Origin of the sequence: Cupriavidus necator (assembly GCF_016127575.1) — a bacterium.
Taxonomy (GTDB): domain Bacteria; phylum Pseudomonadota; class Gammaproteobacteria; order Burkholderiales; family Burkholderiaceae; genus Cupriavidus; species Cupriavidus necator_D.
This window is the reverse complement of record NZ_CP066018.1, coordinates 2,822,959-2,839,107: the sequence shown is the minus strand read 5'-3', so window position 1 is coordinate 2,839,107 and position 16,149 is coordinate 2,822,959. Positions and strand designations below refer to the sequence as shown.

General features: G+C 66.7%; 18 protein-coding genes and 1 tRNA gene. 7 read left to right on the top strand and 12 right to left on the bottom strand.

What is annotated here, in order from left to right:
* Nucleotides 1-23: 23 nt before the first annotated feature.
* The 6 genes from I6H87_RS13300 to I6H87_RS13275 all read right to left on the bottom strand — a co-directional run bounded on the left by I6H87_RS13300 (nucleotide 24) and on the right by I6H87_RS13275 (nucleotide 2,461).
* Nucleotides 24-305: a hypothetical protein gene (locus I6H87_RS13300; RefSeq protein ID WP_010814354.1), complete on the bottom strand. Its 282-nt coding sequence runs from the start codon at nucleotides 303-305 to the stop codon at nucleotides 24-26.
* 77 nt (nucleotides 306-382) lie between these two features.
* A complete protein-coding gene (locus I6H87_RS13295) occupies nucleotides 383-607 on the bottom strand; it encodes a hypothetical protein (RefSeq protein WP_010814355.1) in 225 nt (74 codons plus the stop codon).
* A gap of 113 nt (nucleotides 608-720) precedes the next feature.
* Nucleotides 721-1,143, bottom strand: a complete 423-nt coding sequence (locus I6H87_RS13290; protein WP_010814356.1) for a YXWGXW repeat-containing protein — start codon at nucleotides 1,141-1,143, stop codon at nucleotides 721-723.
* Nucleotides 1,144-1,259: 116 nt separating this feature from the next.
* Entirely contained in the window at nucleotides 1,260-1,463 is a 204-nt protein-coding gene (locus I6H87_RS13285) for a hypothetical protein (protein ID WP_010814357.1), read from the bottom strand.
* A 67-nt stretch (nucleotides 1,464-1,530) separates the two neighbouring features.
* Complete coding sequence (locus I6H87_RS13280; protein ID WP_010814358.1) at nucleotides 1,531-1,935, bottom strand: lysozyme inhibitor LprI family protein; 405 nt, start codon at nucleotides 1,933-1,935, stop codon at nucleotides 1,531-1,533.
* A 64-nt stretch (nucleotides 1,936-1,999) separates the two neighbouring features.
* Nucleotides 2,000-2,461 carry a CopD family protein gene (locus I6H87_RS13275; protein ID WP_010814359.1) on the bottom strand — a complete coding sequence of 154 codons (462 nt, stop codon included), beginning with the start codon at nucleotides 2,459-2,461 and terminating at the stop codon, nucleotides 2,000-2,002.
* A gap of 305 nt (nucleotides 2,462-2,766) precedes the next feature.
* Between I6H87_RS13275 and I6H87_RS13270 the strand changes: the two genes are divergently transcribed.
* The 3 genes from I6H87_RS13270 to I6H87_RS13260 are packed head-to-tail and all read left to right on the top strand — an operon-like array spanning nucleotide 2,767 to nucleotide 5,158.
* Nucleotides 2,767-3,366, top strand: a complete 600-nt coding sequence (locus tag I6H87_RS13270; protein ID WP_011615706.1) for a regulatory sequestration protein YfiR — start codon at nucleotides 2,767-2,769, stop codon at nucleotides 3,364-3,366.
* Nucleotides 3,363-4,628 carry a diguanylate cyclase DgcN/YfiN gene (locus tag I6H87_RS13265; protein ID WP_010814361.1) on the top strand — a complete coding sequence of 422 codons (1,266 nt, stop codon included), beginning with the start codon at nucleotides 3,363-3,365 and terminating at the stop codon, nucleotides 4,626-4,628. Before I6H87_RS13270 ends, I6H87_RS13265 begins: the two co-directional genes overlap by 4 nt.
* 8 nt (nucleotides 4,629-4,636) lie before the next feature.
* A complete protein-coding gene (locus I6H87_RS13260; RefSeq protein ID WP_041687459.1) occupies nucleotides 4,637-5,158 on the top strand; it encodes an outer membrane lipoprotein YfiB in 522 nt (173 codons plus the stop codon).
* A gap of 16 nt (nucleotides 5,159-5,174) precedes the next feature.
* On the opposite strand, the gene I6H87_RS13255 is transcribed toward I6H87_RS13260, so the two are convergent.
* The 6 genes from I6H87_RS13255 to acs form a co-directional block, all read right to left on the bottom strand.
* The gene (locus I6H87_RS13255) at nucleotides 5,175-5,450 is read right to left on the bottom strand and encodes a hypothetical protein (protein WP_010814363.1); all 276 of its coding nucleotides are present in this window, start codon (nucleotides 5,448-5,450) and stop codon (nucleotides 5,175-5,177) included.
* 51 nt (nucleotides 5,451-5,501) lie between these two features.
* Entirely contained in the window at nucleotides 5,502-6,350 is an 849-nt protein-coding gene (locus tag I6H87_RS13250) for a D-amino acid aminotransferase (RefSeq protein WP_010814364.1), read from the bottom strand.
* Nucleotides 6,351-6,469: 119 nt separating this feature from the next.
* A complete protein-coding gene (locus tag I6H87_RS13245) occupies nucleotides 6,470-6,961 on the bottom strand; it encodes a GNAT family N-acetyltransferase (RefSeq protein ID WP_011615708.1) in 492 nt (163 codons plus the stop codon).
* Between the two features lie 342 nt (nucleotides 6,962-7,303).
* A tRNA-Ser gene (locus I6H87_RS13240) sits at nucleotides 7,304-7,394 on the bottom strand.
* Nucleotides 7,395-7,479: 85 nt separating this feature from the next.
* Nucleotides 7,480-9,531 (bottom strand): VC_2705 family sodium/solute symporter, encoded by a 2,052-nt coding sequence (locus I6H87_RS13235; RefSeq protein ID WP_010814366.1) that lies wholly within the window; start codon nucleotides 9,529-9,531, stop codon nucleotides 7,480-7,482.
* A gap of 102 nt (nucleotides 9,532-9,633) precedes the next feature.
* Complete coding sequence (acs, locus tag I6H87_RS13230; RefSeq protein WP_011615709.1) at nucleotides 9,634-11,616, bottom strand: acetate--CoA ligase; 1,983 nt, start codon at nucleotides 11,614-11,616, stop codon at nucleotides 9,634-9,636.
* 281 nt (nucleotides 11,617-11,897) lie between these two features.
* Between acs and I6H87_RS13225 the strand changes: the two genes are divergently transcribed.
* From I6H87_RS13225 to murI, 4 genes are all read left to right on the top strand, one after another.
* Nucleotides 11,898-12,857 (top strand): DMT family transporter, encoded by a 960-nt coding sequence (locus tag I6H87_RS13225; RefSeq protein WP_011615710.1) that lies wholly within the window; start codon nucleotides 11,898-11,900, stop codon nucleotides 12,855-12,857.
* Between the two features lie 105 nt (nucleotides 12,858-12,962).
* Nucleotides 12,963-13,505 carry a TIGR00645 family protein gene (locus I6H87_RS13220; protein WP_037024644.1) on the top strand — a complete coding sequence of 181 codons (543 nt, stop codon included), beginning with the start codon at nucleotides 12,963-12,965 and terminating at the stop codon, nucleotides 13,503-13,505.
* Between the two features lie 201 nt (nucleotides 13,506-13,706).
* Nucleotides 13,707-15,230: a fumarate hydratase gene (locus I6H87_RS13215; RefSeq protein ID WP_010814713.1), complete on the top strand. Its 1,524-nt coding sequence runs from the start codon at nucleotides 13,707-13,709 to the stop codon at nucleotides 15,228-15,230.
* Nucleotides 15,231-15,328: 98 nt separating this feature from the next.
* Nucleotides 15,329-16,138, top strand: coding sequence for a glutamate racemase (gene murI, locus I6H87_RS13210; RefSeq protein ID WP_010814712.1), 810 nt, complete (start codon nucleotides 15,329-15,331; stop codon nucleotides 16,136-16,138).
* Nucleotides 16,139-16,149 lie beyond the last annotated feature (11 nt).

Sequence of the window (16,149 nt, the reverse complement as noted above, 5' to 3'; positions counted from 1 at the left end):
GCCGCGGGCGCGGCCACCATATTTCAGCTCTGGCCCTGCTCCGGCGGCAACGCGCCCGCCAGCAGCTCATTGAGCAGCCCGGTCATGCCACCCGGGTGATCCACGGCAAGCGCTTGCAGGCGCTTGACCAGCGTGCCGTCCAGCTTGCACGCAAAGGGCACCAGACCTTGCTCCTGGTCCAGCCGGCGCTGTTCGCGCCGGTCCGGGCGCGCAGCGCCGCCGGGAATACCCCGGCCCGCCGAAGCCTGCTTCAGGCTGTTGGCGATCTTCAGGCCCTTGTTTTTTTCCAGGTCCGTTTTCTTCACGGCATTATCCGAAAGTCTGTAGAGGCCGGTATTGTACGCACTCGCGGCACCCACCGGCCGCAACGCGACCGGCGCCGCTATTCGTTGCCGACTTCGATCAGTTCGGCAGCCACCCGCTGGATTTCCGCATAGACAGGAATGGCCTCCATCGGCCCGGTGCAGCCCACGGCCGTGGCCTGGCTGGCATCGGCGCCAGGCGGCAGGAACACAAAGGCCATGCCGGGCTGCCAGCCGGGATGCTTGCGCAGGCTGTCATTGAGGATGTCGAGATACTGCGCGCGCGTGAAAACGTGCTTTGCCATTGCTACCTCCGGTATCCGCCGCCGATGTGCCGCGTGGGCGCGGTTGTCATGGCGGCGATCGTAGCATGGCAAGGCCACCCGGCGTCACCGTGCTGCGCCCGGTGGCCGGCACCTCAGCACTCGCCCTTCTTGGCGTGGCCGGGTGGGCAGTGATAGCCCTTGTCCTTGTGGCCCTTATCCTTCTGCCCCTTGTCCTTGTACCCGCCCTGGTCCCAGCGACCCGGCACCAGCACCCAGCCGTCGCGCGACTGGATCCAGCGCGGCGACTCATAGATATAGCCGGGGCGTTCACGTTCCCAGCGCCCCTTCTTCCAGGCGTGCTTGTGGTGGTGATCATCCCAGTCCCAGTAGCCCGGCATCCAGACATAGCCGGAGCGCGGTGCGGGCACGACCTCGTAGATCGGGGCCGGCGGTGGTACGCCGATGGCAATATTGACCGACACCTGGGCCATCGACGCCGCACTGAACGTCAGGCCGGAACCCAGCAGGGCCGCCAGCAGGAGGACCTTGGCCGGCCGGAGCGCGCGATGTGTCATGGGAGTCCTTTCTTGTGGAGGAACATGCCCACAGTCTAGCGCGCACCGATCCCGGCGCAATGTAAGAAACGGTATCCGTTGATCACAAAGATGCCGGCGCGCAACACTGGCCCAGCCTAGTGGTCTTCGGCCATCGCCTTGAGCTGGGCCTCGCCCGCTACCCGCGCGGCATCCGAGGTGGTGAAGGTGTCGTCCGAGACGATGGCGCGCCGGATCTGCTGCGCGCCGAAGTCCACCAGCGCGATGACCCACACATAGCGCCCCGCCTGGGGCGCCGTTTGCACAAAGGCCTTCAGGTTGTTCCGCGATTCACTTGCCATGATCCATCTCCTGGTGAGACGTGCCGCAGCACAGGTGTCTGGGAACTCTAGCACATGGCTCGCCCGCTCACCGGGCGGCGGCCTCGGTGGCGAAGTCACGCAATTCGCGCACCCGCGCGGCGCTCATGCGGGCCATGCAGGTCGCTCCGGCCACGCGCGCGGCCGTGCCGCCGGCCGGATTGGCCACATAGGCGCAATTGGCCTGGCGGAATTCCAGCCAGGCACGCTGCGCCACCCGCAACTGGCCGGTGCGCGGCGCTTCCAGCCGCCGCAGCAAGCCTTGATAGGCGCTGTTCAGCGCCACGTCCTGGACCCGTGTTTCGACCGCAGCGCAGCCGAGGATGTCGGCAGTCGAGATGGCCTTGGCCATGCAGCGTTCATATTCAGCGCTCAGGCCATTGCCTTGCTCGGCGCGGGCCGGTGCGCCCGCCATTGCAAGGCCAAGGACGGCAAGACATGCGATGACGCGCATAACGGCTCTCCCATTGCCAGGTGGTGACGCGACGATGCAGGGCCATGCCGGGGCATCGGGCCGCTCAGGCCAGCCAGCGCCCCAGCGTGGCCACGGCGATATTGACCAGCCCGAGCACCAGGTTGGTCCCCACCGCCTGCCGGATGCGGTTCAGCGCGGCACCGGCGGCCGGCCAGTCCTGGGCATCCACGGCCCGGCCCAGCACGCGATACGGCCCAAACCACACGTAGCAGAAAATCACCGTCATGACGAGGCCGACGCCCATCATCAGGTGCCAGTTGCGTGGGGCAGCGGACATGCCCACTGCCGCCATCATCGCCGCACCGCTCAGCAGGATCGCGATCACCGCCGCCCATACCCACGGGAAGAAGCGGGCAAACACGCCGCGCCAGAGCCGCAGCCGCGGCGGCGGTTCCAGCACGGTGCCGGCCACCGGCCGCAGGCACAGGTAGGCGAAGAACATGCCGCCCACCCAGACGGCAACGCCGGCAACGTGCAGGAAGCGGAAAAGCGGGTCGGCAATCATGGCGGCATGCGGCGGCGAGGCGCGCGTTGGGGACGATGGACCCATTCTAAGTGTTGTGCCCGCCACGGCGAAGCGCTGCGCGCGTTCCCGCGTGACTTCAGGAAAACGACCCAAAACCGTTAAACATTCCGTATCACGCCGCGTCGCAAACGGGCCCCACGCAAGCATGCCCGCACAAGCGGGTTCCGGGGCGGATTCCGCCCGTGCCGGACGCTTGACCGCCCGGAACCAGCCCCCGGACAATAACCGCGGCTGCGGCCAGCCCACCATCCATACAGGCCGTACCGAACCTCCTTTCCCAGACCATGGCTCCTGCCCCAGCCAGCGCCCTTCCCAGTGCCGATTCCACCCGACGTCCACCGCTGCTGCGCCGCGCCCTGCCGGCCCTGCTCGCCGTGACGCTGGCGGTGCTGCCGGCCATGCTGCCGCCGGCGGTGACGGCGCAGCCCGCGCCGCAGCGCACCGACCTGGTCGCGCGCGTGGTCTTCAGCCTGCTGGGGTATGCACGCTGGCCGGTTGAGCGCGACCCGGTGCGGCTGTGCGTGGACAGCACCAGCCGCTACTCCGCGCGGCTGATGGAAGGCGGCACGCTCGCCAACGGTCGCCCGGTGCGCGCGCGCCAGGTCGACGTGCTGGCCGACATGCTGCATCCGGCCTGCGATGCCCTCTACATCGGCGCCATGAACGAAGCCCGCCGCAAGCGGCTGTCGGGCGAGCTGACCGGCCGCCCTGTGCTGGTGATCGCCGAGGAAGACTTCGAGTGCGAGGTCGGCAGCATGTTCTGCCTGAACATCCGCGACCAGCAGGTCTCGTTCCGCGTCAACCTCGACACGCTCGCCCGCAGCGGCGTGCACGTGCACCCCGGCGTGCTGCAGCTGGGCCGCCGCAAGGGAGCGCCGTCATGAGCGCCCACCAGCCGGCGCGCGGCAACGGCGCCCGCCCCACCCTCTACAGCGTGCTGCGCCGGATCCACCTGGGCGTGGCGCTGATCGCGGTATTTACTGCCGGGGTATCGCTGACCGCCCTCGGCCTGACCGCACTGCGCGTCTATGCCGACCACAACGTGCGGCTGGTGGCCCGCTCGATCGCCTACACCCTGGAGGCGCCGGTCGTATTCCGCGACCAGGCGGCCACCGGCGAGACACTGGCGGCCATCGCCGCGTCCGAGGACATCGCGCGCGCCACCGTCTACGACCACGGCAACCACGTGCTGGCCGAATGGCAGCGCCCCGGCCAGGCGCCACTGACCGGCTTGCGCCACGTGCTGAGCGAGTGGCTGAGCATGGGGGTCGTGGAACAACCGATCCTGCACCAGACGCAACAGGTCGGCATGCTGCGCGTCAGTGGCGATCCCCGCAACCTGCTGCATTTCCTGCTGCGCGGCGCGCTCGGCCTGCTTGGCTGCCTGCTGCTGACCGCCGTCGGCGCCCACTACCTGGCCAGCCGGCTGCTGGTGCAGATCGTCGAGCCGCTGCGCAACCTGATGCGCGTGGCGCACGCGGTGCGTTCCAAGCGCGATTTCGCGCAGCGCACGCCGCCGGCCAGCATCGCGGAACTCAATGCCCTCAGCGAGGACTTCAACGGCCTGCTGGACGAACTGCAGACCTGGCAGAACCAGATGCAGCACGAGAACCGCTCGCTCGCCCACCGCGCCAACCACGATGCGCTGACCGGCCTGCTCAACCGCGCCGCCTTCGTCGAAGCGCTGGAGCACGCTGTGCGCCATGCCGCTGCCAACGACGAATACGCGGCCGTGCTGTACCTGGACAGTGACGATTTCAAGAACATCAACGACCGCCACGGCCATGCCGCCGGCGATGCCGTGCTGGTGGCCGTGGCCCAGCGCATCCGCGCCAGCCTGCGCGCCGGCGACACCGTGGCACGCATCGGCGGCGACGAATTCGCCGTGCTGGCCGCAGCGCTGCGCGCGCCGCGCGACGCCATCCATATCGCCGAGCATATCCTGCAGGCGATGTCCGCCCCGATCGACCTGCCCGACGGCAGCACGGTGCAGGCGTCGCTCAGCATCGGCCTGGCCGTCTTCCCTGTCCACGCGCAAGGCAGCCAGGCGCTGCTGCACGCGGCCGACGCCGCCATGTACGGCGCCAAGCGGCGCTCCGGCGGCACTTGGCAAAGCGCCGAGCCGCGCCTGGACGTCACGCAATGAGAACCCGCATGCCCGAACGCCTGACCCCGCCCTGCTGGAAGTCCCTGTGGAAACTCTGGCTCGCCGCCGTCGTGCTGGCGGGGCTGTCGCTGGCCGGCTGCCAGACCGCGCCGCCCGCCACCGGGCTGTCTCCGGCCCAGGTCGCGGTGCTGAAGCAGGAAGGCTTCGCCCTGACCGATGAAGGCTGGGAACTCGGCTTGTCAGACAAGCTGCTGTTCGGATTCAATGAGGACCTGATCGACGCTGAGCGCGCCGCCAATGTGCAGCGCCTCGGGCGGGCGCTGAAGGGCGCGGGCATCGAGCGCCTGCGCGTGGATGGCCACACCGACGACGCGGGCTCGGCCGAATACAACCAGTCGCTGTCAGTGCGGCGCGCCGAAGCGGTGGCAAGGCTGCTGGCGGGCGCCGGCTTTGCGCCGGAAAACATCGAAGTTCGCGGACGGGGCAAGAGCCGCCCAGTGGCCGACAACCGCACCGCCGCCGGACGCAGCGAGAACCGGCGCGTCGCCATCGTCGTATCGGTCGAGTAGGACGACGGCCGGCGCTTCAGTCCCCGAACGGATTGGGCGCGCGGTTCTCCGGCGCGTCGCTCAGGTCGAACTCGTCGCGCACCTTGTCGACCACCGCGCGGATGCTGGCCTCGTAGCCGGACGCATTGCCGAAGCCCGTCATATTCCAGTTGCGCCCGCGCGCATCGCGCGCGTGCGGCACAGGCGCCGGCACCCGGACCTTGGCGCCGTCCTCGCCGATTTCATAGATTTGCTGGATGCGCCGGCTCACCTCGTCCTGCAGGGCACGCCGGCCACGCTCACGCTTGGCCATGGCTGACTCCTCGATCGATCCCGAGGCATCCTAGCACGCACGCAAATCAGCTCAAAGCGCAGCCTTGGCAGCCTGGTACGCAGCGTAAAGCCGGCCAAAGACCGGCCCCGGCACCCCCTTGCCGATGGCGCGGCCATCGATGGTCACCACTGGCAGCAGCTCCTTGCTGGCCGACGACAGCATCACCTCATCGGCGGCGAACACCTCTTCCTTCGCAATGCGGCGCGCCTCCAGCGCAATCCCCAGCGCGGCACAGACCTCTTCCATGAACCCGTAGCGGATGCCTTCCAGGATCAGGTTGTCCTTGGGCGGCGCCATCACGCGGCCATCGCGCACCACCCACACATTAGACGCCGACGCCTCGGTCAGCCAGCCATCCCGGAACTGGATCGCCTCGATCACGCCGTGCTCCACCGCATGCTGCGCCGCCAGCACGTTGCCCAGCAGCGACGTCGACTTGATCTGGCAGTTCAGCCAGCGCCGGTCCTCCATCGTCACGCACGCCACGCCCTGCTCAAGCATCTGCGCCGACGGCAACGCCATCGGGTTGGTCATGATCAGCACCGTCGGCACGACCTCCTTCGGAAACGCATGCGTGCGCTTGGCGACGCCGCGCGACACCTGGATGTAGACCAGCTGGTCCGACAGGCCGTTGGCCTCGACCACCTCGCCGACCAGCTCCAGCCACTGCCCGGCGCTGTATGGATCGGGAATCCCGATGCCCTCCAGGCTGCGGTGCAGGCGGGCCAGATGCTGGTCCGCGCGGAATGGCTTGCCGTTGTAGTAAGGGATGACTTCGTAGATGCCATCGCCAAAGATGAAGCCGCGGTCGAGGACGGGGATGCGGGCTTCGGAGAGAGGGGTCAGGGTGCCGTTGAGGTGAACGATGGGTTCGGACATTGGGGCAAGTGCCATAGATTCGAAATAGATGCCTGATTCTTTCACGGGCAGGCACACAGGTTCATGCAATTTGCGCATGAGGTTGGCTACCCGTGCCAAGCCGGCGCCGGCGCGCAGGCTCAGGCTGGCGGCAGCGCTTTCGACAGCAGCACAGTGGTAAAGCCGCTGTCCCAGCTTTCGTCGGGATAGAAATCGATCTCGGCATAACCATGGCGCCGGTAGAACGAGCGGCTTTGCACGTTGAATGTGTCCGTCTCCAGCCTCGCCTCGCAATGCCCGGCGCGGGCAATCTCGCCTTCGGCATGGGCCAGCAGCGCCCCGCCCAGCCCCATGCGTTGCCATGCCCGCCCGACATGCAGGGCCCAGACAAAATTGTTTTCCCAATCCACCATCGCGGCGGGCACGCCATCCACGCAGGCTACGCGGAATGCTTGCAGGCGCGCTTCGACGTAGCTTCGGGTCTTGCCTTGCCGTTCAAAGGCAGCTGCCGCGGCGGCTGTCAATTGCGGCTTCCAGGTGCCGAGGTAGGTGTCGGTCAGGATGGCTTCCACCGCTTGCGCGTCTGCGGGCAAGGCGGGGCGGATTTCGAGTTGGAAGGTGAGTTTGGTCATGGCCGGGAGGATACCGGGCACCGGGTAAATGGCGGAAGCCCTCTCACGGACACTAAAACTTGGCGGACAGAACGACTGGCTTGGCACGCTCAGCCAATCCGGCGCCGAGATGGCTGGCATAGCCATGTCGCCTTGCGGCAACACCTCTATTTAGAGGGATGCGCGATACAAGGTCCTATACGACCATCGCTCACGGGCGATCCCGCGACTCGCCCACTACTACTTCAGCCCTCGCCTACCCTGGCCGAGGGCTTTTCTTTGAGCCCTTCAGGCATACGAAGCCACCAGAGACTGGAAACAAAAAAGCCGCCCAGGCGGGCGGCTTTGCTTTGCATAGTGTTCTGGCGGAGAGAGGGGGATTCGAACCCCCGATAGGCTATTAACCTATACACGCTTTCCAGGCGTGCGACTTAAACCACTCATCCATCTCTCCGGGAAGTCCGAGATTATAGCAGAGTTGCCTGGCGAATCCAGTGCCTCGTCGCCGTATCCCCCCTTACTTGACAACCCCATTCGCCCTACCCCTTGCGCAGGTAGCTCACCAGCCGGTCGATCACCGGTGCATTGCGTGGCGTCAGCAGGCTGACGATGATGGCCACGGCGAAGCCCGCCGGCACACCGAAGGCGCCGGAGGCGATCGGGTCGACGCCGAACCAGCGGTTGCCGAAGATGCCGGTCATGCGGGTGAAGAACGGGTAGTTGACGATGATGTAGTAGACCGCCACGCCCAGCCCGGCGGCCATGCCGGCGACTGCGCCGGCGGCGGTGGTGCGGCGCCAGAAGATGCCGAGGACCAGTACCGGAAAGAAGCTGGAGGCGGCCAGCGAGAACGCAGCGCCGACCAGGAAGAGGATATTGCCGGGGCGCAGCGATGTGACGTAGGAGGCAAAAAGCGCCACGCCCAGCAACACGATCTTGGCGGTGGTGACGCGCCGCTGGTGGCTCGCCTGGCGGTCGACCATGTGATAGAAGACGTCGTGCGAGAGCGCATTGGCGATGGTCAGCAACAGGCCGTCGGCGGTGGACAGCGCCGCGGCCAGGGCGCCGGCGGCGATCAGGCCGGAGATCACGTATGGCAGGCCGGCGATTTCCGGGGCGGCCAGCACGATCATGTCGGGCTGGAGCAGGATCTCGGCCCATTGCACGATGCCGTCGCCGTTGACATCGCGGATGCCGAACACGGGTGGATCGACCTTGCGCCATTGCACCACCCACTGCGGCAATTCGGCGTAGGGGGTTCCCACCAGGTGCTGGAAGAACTCGAATTTGACCAACGCTGCCAGCGTGGGCGCGGACACGTACAGCAAGGCGATGAAGAACACGGCCCAGGCCACGGAGTTGCGCGTTTCCTTGACCGACGGGGTGGTGTAGAGCCGCGTCAGGATGTGCGGCAGGCTGGCGGTGCCGACCATCAGGCAGAACACCAGCAGGACAAAATTCAGCCGCTTGGTCTTGCGCTCCTGCTCCGATGCCGCGGGATAGGGTTCGGTCGATGACAGCGAATGGCGGCTGCGGGCCAGTGCGTCTGCCCGCTGCTGGTTCCACTGCTGCTGTGCCGCCGCGGGGTCGCGCGGGAATTCCAGCCGTTCGCGCTCCAGCGACTTGATGTCGCGCAGCGGGGCATTGCGCGTGCGCAGGTCCTGCAGCCGCGCGTCGAGCGCGTCACGCTCCTGGGCAAAGGAATCGGGCAGCCGGGCGATGCGCTCCTGCAGCAGGATGGCCTGCTGCCGGTAGTACTCGCGCACGGCCTGCTCGGCCGGCTCGCGCTCCAGCTGCTGCTCGCGCGCGTCGAGTTGCGACAGCAGCGTGCCGTAGCTGAGCTGCGGCAACGCTTCGTGGTGATGCTTCCACGCGATCATCGATACCGTGACCAGGAAGGCGACGATCATCATGATGTACTGCGCCACCTGCGTCCATGTGACCGCGCGCATGCCGCCCAGGAACGAGCACACCAGGATGCCGGCCAGCCCGAAGAAGATGCCGACGGCAAACTCCACGCCGATAAAGCGCGTCACCACCAGCCCCACGCCCTGGATCTGCGCAACCAGGTAGACGAAGGAGCAGAGCGAGGCCGCCAGCACCGCGATCGCGCGCACTGGCAGGTTGCCGCCGGGCTTGCCGTTGCCGTAGCGCGCCGCGAGGAAATCGGGAATGGTGTAGCCGCCGTACTTGCGTAGGTACGGCGCCAGCAGGAAGGCCACCAGGCAGTAGCCGCCGGTCCAGCCCATCACATAGGCCAGCCCTTCGTAGCCCGAGGCAAACAGGATGCCGGCCAGGCCGATGAAGGACGCCGCGCTCATCCAGTCGGCGGCAATCGCCATGCCGTTGAACAGCGCCGGCACGCGCCGCGAGGCAACGTAGTACTCGTTCAGGTCAGAGGTGCGGCAGATCAGGCCGATGCAGGCATAGATCGCGATGGTGATGAAGAGGAAGACGTAGCCGAGCCACAGCGCATCGGCATTGGACTTTTCAAGCAGCCCCATCATGCCGACGAAGCCGAACAACCCTAGCGTGAACAGGCCGTAGTACAGCAGCAACCGTCGGCGAAAGCGCGACTGGGCTTCAGGCATTGGGGACGGTCCGTGGTCGGTGGGGGGCTATCGTAACAAACCCGCCGGCGCGCGGGAACGCGGCGGCGGGTTCAAGGGCTCGATCGGGCCGAAGCCAGACGATCACTGCGCCTGCTTGAGCTGCTCCAGGATGGCCGGATTCTCCAGCGTCGAGGTGTCCTGCGTGATCTCCTCCCCCTTGGCCAGCGACCGCAGCAGGCGCCGCATGATCTTGCCCGAGCGCGTCTTGGGCAGGTTGTCGCCAAAGCGGATGTCCTTGGGCTTGGCGATCGGGCCGATCTCCTTGCCGACCCAGTTGCGCAGCTCCGTCGCGATCTTGACGGCCTCTTCGCCAGTCGGACGCGAACGCTTGAGCACGACGAAGGCGCAGATGGCCTCGCCGGTCATGTCGTCGGGGCGGCCCACCACGGCGGCTTCAGCCACCAGCGGGTTGGACACCAGCGCGGACTCGATCTCCATCGTCCCCATGCGGTGGCCCGACACGTTCAGCACGTCGTCGATGCGGCCCATGATGGTGAAGTAGCCGGTGTCCTTGTCGCGGATCGAGCCGTCGCCGGCCAGGTAGAGCTTGCCGCCGAGCTCTTCGGGGAAGTAGCTCTTCCTGAAGCGCTCCGGATCGCCCCAGATGGTGCGGATCATGGCCGGCCACGGACGCTTGACCACCAGGATGCCGCCGTTGCCGTTGGGCACGTCATGGCCGGTCTCGTCGACGATGGCGGCCATGATGCCCGGCAGCGGCAGCGTGCACGAACCCGGCACCAGCGGCGTCGCGCCCGGCAGCGGCGTGATCATGTGGCCGCCGGTCTCGGTCTGCCAGAAGGTGTCGACGATCGGGCAGCGCTCGTTGCCGATGTTCTTGTAGTACCACATCCAGGCTTCGGGGTTGATCGGCTCGCCCACGGTGCCGAGCAGGCGCAGGCTGGACAGGTCGTACTGTTTCGGGTGGATCTTCTCGTCGGCCTCGGCGGCCTTGATCAGCGAGCGGATCGCGGTCGGCGCGGTGTAGAAGATGCTGACCTTGTGGCGCGCGATCATGTCCCAGAAGCGGCCGGCGTTGGGGTAGGTCGGCACGCCTTCGAACACCACCTGGGTGGCGCCCGCGGCCAGCGGGCCGTAGGCAATATAGGTGTGGCCGGTGACCCAGCCGATGTCCGCGGTACACCAGAACAGGTCGTCGGGCTTGATGTCGAAGGTCCACTTCATTGTCATCAGCGCCCACAGCAGGTAGCCGCCGGTGCTGTGCTGCACGCCCTTGGGCTTGCCGGTGGAGCCGGAGGTGTAGAGCACGAACAGCGGGTGCTCGGCGCTCACCGGCTCGGCTTCGCAGGTATCCGGCTGGCCGGCGCTGACATCTTCCATCCAGCGGTCGCGGCCTTCGGTCCAGGCAACCTTGCCGCCGGTGCGGCGGTAGACGATCACGTTCCTGACGGCCTCGCAGCCGCCCAGCGCCAGCGCGTCATCGGCGATGGCCTTGAGCGGCAGCGCCTTGCCGCCGCGCATCTGCTCGTCGGCGGTGATCAGCGCCACCGCGCCCACGTCCACCAGCCGCTCCTGCAGCGACTTGGCCGAGAAGCCGCCGAACACCACCGAGTGCGTGGCGCCCAGGCGTGCGCAGGCCTGCATCGCGACCACGCCTTCGACCGACATCGGCATGTAGATCACCACGCGGTCGCCCTTCCTGATGCCGAGCGCCTTCAGGCCGTTGGCGAAGCGGCACACCTTGCCATGCAGCTCGCGGTAGGTGACGCGCGTCACGCTGCCGTCGTCGGCCTCGAACACGATCGCGACCTTGTCCGCATTGCCGTTCTGCAGATTGCGGTCCAGGCAGTTGTAAGAGGCGTTGAGCTCGCCGTCTTCGAACCACTTGTAGAACGGTGCGTTGCTTTGGTCCAGCACCTTGGTGAAGGGCTTGGTCCAGTGCAGCAGCTCGCGCGCGTGGCGCGCCCAGAAACCTTCATAGTCACGCTCGGCTTCGTCGCACAGCGCCTGGTAGGCCTCCATGCTGGGGATCGCGGCCTGGCTGGCGAAGCCTTCGGGCGGGTTGAACACGCGATGCTCTTGCATCACCGATTCGATGGCGGACATAGGTTTGTCTCCTGATTTTGGACTGGCTTTGGCTGCCACGTTACGCCCGACGGCTTACTTAAACCTGACGGTAAGACCTGACGGTGGGCCGGGGCGTGCCTGCAACTTGTTGCAATGCAGCGGGAAAAATCCACGCACGTGCCGCGAAAGTGCAGCCTTCTCCATTAGGCTAGCACAGCTATAATGCCGCGAGTTCCATACCTGATCGCGGCGCTTACCCTTGCCGCTCCTGCCGGCTCAGCACCCGCCGCGGCGCCCGCCGGAAGACCAAGGCCGTACCCGTGCCCGCCAACCCTTCAGCATTCTCCCCGGTCTACGCCCTCTTCCTGGTTGCCTCGATGGCACTGGTCGGCAGCAACGTGGGCCTCGGCAAATCGATCATCGCGCATGTGCCGGTGCTGCTGTTCGCGCTGCTGCGTTTTGTCATTGCCATCGTCTGCCTGGCGCCCTGGTACCGGCCCGCGCGCATGCGCCGGGTCTCGCGCGGGGAATGGCTGAACCTGTTCCTGCAGGCGTTCTTCGGCACCTTCCTGTTTACGCTGCTGATGCTCAATGGCGTGCGGCTGACCAGCGCCATGGCGGCCGGCGTGATCACCAGCACCATCCCGGCCACGGTGGCGATCCTGTCGTGGCTGCTGCTGCGCGAACGGCTGTCGCGGCGCACGGTGGCATCGGTGCTGCTGGCGATGACCGGCATCGCCGTGCTGAATATCGCCCGGGGCGACGCGCACGGTGCCGGCAGCGGCAGCCAGGCATGGCTGGGCAACCTGATGATCATGGGCGCGGTGGTGTGCGAATCGATCTACGTGATCCTGTCGCGCCGGCTCACGCAGACGCTGGCCGCGATCGAGATCTGTGCCTACACGCATTTGATTGGCGGACTGCTGATGCTGCCGCTGGGGCTGGTGCCGCTGCTGGGCTTCGATGCGTCGACGGTGCCCACGCAGACCTGGCTGATGCTGCTGTGGTATGCGCTGTCGGCGAGCGTGTTCTCGTTCTGGCTGTGGATGAAGGGAATCCGCCATGTGCCGGCGCAGCTGGCGGGGGTGTTCACCTCGGTGCTGCCAGTGGCGGCTGCCACCTACGGCATCGTCTTCCTGGGCGAGCAGCCGGGCTGGCCGCATGGGGTGGCGCTGGCGTGCGTGCTGGCCGGGATCGTGCTGGCCAGCTGGCCGGGGCGGATCGCGCGCGGCGCGTGGCGCGGCAAGGCGGCCGGCGCCGATCCCGGCGCCGCGGGCTGAGCCACGCCGGCGACGAACGGTTCGGTTACGGTCGGTAACACCGCCCGGTCATCGGCGCTTGGTACAATCCACGCCGCCTTTCAACTCGCTGACACCGCCCCGCCCATGGCTTCCAATCCAATGACCAGGCCGCAGACCATGCGGCCGATCCCGAGCATCATCTTCGCGTCGCGCTGGCTGCAGTTGCCGCTTTACCTGGGCCTGATCGTGGCCCAGGGCGTCTATGTCTACCACTTCCTGGTCGAGGTCTGGCATCTGCTGGCGCATGTGACCGAGTTCGACGAGAACAAGATCATGCTGGTGGTGCTGGGCCTGATCGACGTGGTGATGATCTCCAACCTGCTGATCATGGTGATCGTGGGCGGCTATGAGACCTTTGTCTCGCGCCTGGGCATCGACAACCACCCGGACGAGCCGGAATGGCTGGACCACGTCAACGCCGGGGTGCTCAAGGTCAAGCTGTCGATGGCGCTGATCGGGATTTCGTCGATCCACCTGCTCAAGACCTTTATCGATGCCGAGCAACGGACCACGCACACCATCATGTGGCAGGTGGCCATCCATATTGCCTTCCTGCTGTCGGCAGTCGCCATGGCCTGGGTGGACCGGATGGTGTCGCACCCGGCCGGCGCAGCTGCCAAGCACTAATCACATTAATGCGCCATCGGACGCCTAGTCCCAGCCAGACCGCGGCCATGTGCCGCGGTTTTTGCTTTTGGGCCCGCCCCCACGCAGGCAGCGGCGTTTGCCGCACATTATCGGCTGTAGACGGATGTATGCAGCCGGGCAGAGCGCCCCGGCTCAGTGTATGATTTCAGGCTGTGTTTCACCGCTGCCCTCCCCCACAAAATGACTGTCATCAAGCAAGAAGACCTCATCCAGAGCGTCGCCGACTCCCTGCAGTACATCAGCTACTACCACCCGATGGACTACATCACCAGCCTGGGCCGCGCCTATGAGCTGGAGCAGAGCCCGGCGGCCAAGGACGCGATCGCGCAGATCCTGACCAACAGCCGCATGTGCGCCGAGGGCAAGCGCCCGATCTGCCAGGACACCGGCATTGTCACGATCTTCGTCAAGGTGGGGATGGACGTGCGCTGGGATGGCGCCACCATGGGCCTGACCGACATGATCAACGAGGGTGTGCGCCGCGGCTACACGCATCCGGATAACGTGCTGCGCGCCTCGATCGTCAGCCCGCCCGAAGGCGGCCGCAAGAACACCAAGGACAACACCCCGGCTGTGATCCACTACGAAGTGGTGCCGGGCAACACCGTCGACATCCAGGTTGCGGCCAAGGGCGGCGGCTCGGAGAACAAGTCCAAGTTCGTGATGCTGAACCCGTCCGACTCGATCGTCGACTGGGTGCTGAAGACCGTGCCGACCATGGGCGCCGGCTGGTGCCCGCCGGGCATGCTGGGCATCGGCATCGGCGGCACCGCCGAGAAGGCCATGGTGATGGCCAAGGAATCGCTGATGGAGTCCATCGACATCCAGGACATCATCGCCCGCGGCCCCAAGGACTGGGTCGAGGAACTGCGCGTCGAGCTGTACGAGAAGGTCAACGCGCTGGGCATCGGCGCGCAGGGCCTGGGCGGCCTGGCCACCGTGCTGGACGTCAAGATCATGGCCTGCCCGACCCATGCCGCGTCCAAGCCGGTCGCGATGATCCCCAACTGCGCCGCCACCCGCCACGTGCACTTCACGCTGGACGGCAGCGGCCCGGCCAAGCTGGAAGCGCCTGACCTGTCGCAATGGCCGAAGGTAGAGTGGGCCCCGAACACCGAGACCTCCAAGCGCGTCGACCTGAACACGCTGACGCCGGAAGAAGTCGCCTCGTGGAAGCCGGGCCAGACCCTGCTGCTCAATGGCAAGATGCTGACCGGCCGCGACGCCGCGCACAAGCGCATCGCCGACATGCTGGCCAAGGGCGAGAAGCTGCCGGTGGACTTCAAGAACCGCGTGATCTACTACGTTGGCCCGGTCGATCCGGTGCGCGACGAGGCGGTCGGCCCGGCCGGCCCCACCACCGCCACGCGCATGGACAAGTTCACCGAGATGATGCTGGCCGAAACCGGCCTGATCTCGATGATCGGCAAGGCCGAGCGCGGCCCGGTGGCGATCGAGGCCATCAAGAAGCACAAGTCGGCCTACCTGATGGCCGTGGGCGGCGCCGCCTACCTGGTGGCCAAGGCGATCAAGGAAGCCAAGGTGGTCGGCTTCGAAGACCTCGGCATGGAAGCGATCTACGAGTTCGACGTCAAGGACATGCCGGTGACGGTCGCCGTGGACAGCGAAGGCACCTCGGTGCACAAGACCGGCCCCGCGGAATGGCAGGCCAAGATCGGCAAGATCCCGGTCGCCGCGCTGTAAGCCTGGCAGGACGGTAGAATCTGCCGTCGCGCTCGAAAAAGAAGCCGGGTTCCGACCCGGCTTTTTTCTACCTTGTTTCTTGTCGTCCCTGCACCCCAGTGAATCCCGCACCCATCGGCGTCTTCGATTCCGGCCTTGGCGGCCTGTCCGTGCTGCGCGAGATCCGCGCGCTGCTGCCCCATGAATCGGTGCTGTACCTCGCCGATTCGAAATACGCCCCGTACGGCGAGAAGCCCGAGAAGTTTGTCGAAGCGCGCACCCTGCAGGCCTGCGAATGGCTGATCGCCCAAGGCTGCAAGGCGCTGGTGATCGCCTGCAACACGGCCACCGGCCACGCTGTGGAGCTGCTGCGCAAGCAACTGCCGCTACCAATCATCGGTGTGGAACCCGGCCTGAAACCTGCCGCCGCGGCCAGCCGCAGTAAGGTGGTGGGCGTGCTGGCCACCGCCAATACGCTCAAGAGCGCCAAGTTCGCGCGCCTGCTGGCGTCTCTGGATGGTGAAAGCCGTTTTATCTGCGAAGCCGGCCTGGGCCTGGTATCGCTGATCGAGCAAGGCGACATCGATGGCCCGGCCGTGCGCGAGCGCCTCGATACCTACCTCACGCCCATGCTCGAAGCCGGCGCCGACACGCTGGTGCTGGGCTGCACCCACTACCCTTTTCTCTCCGGCACGATCCGCGCGATGGTTGGCGACCAGCTGGCACTGGTCGACACCGGCAGCGCCATTGCGCGCCAGCTGGCACGCAAGCTGGCCGAACACAAGCTGGCCGCCGCGCCCGATGCCACGCCGCACGACCGCTTTGCCTCGACCAAGGACGCCGCGCACCTGCGCGCGATGGCAGCCACGCTGCTGCAGGTGGAAGCGGATGCGGAAACCGTGGTGATCGAGCCGGCGCCGGCGCTCTGACCTCTGACCGG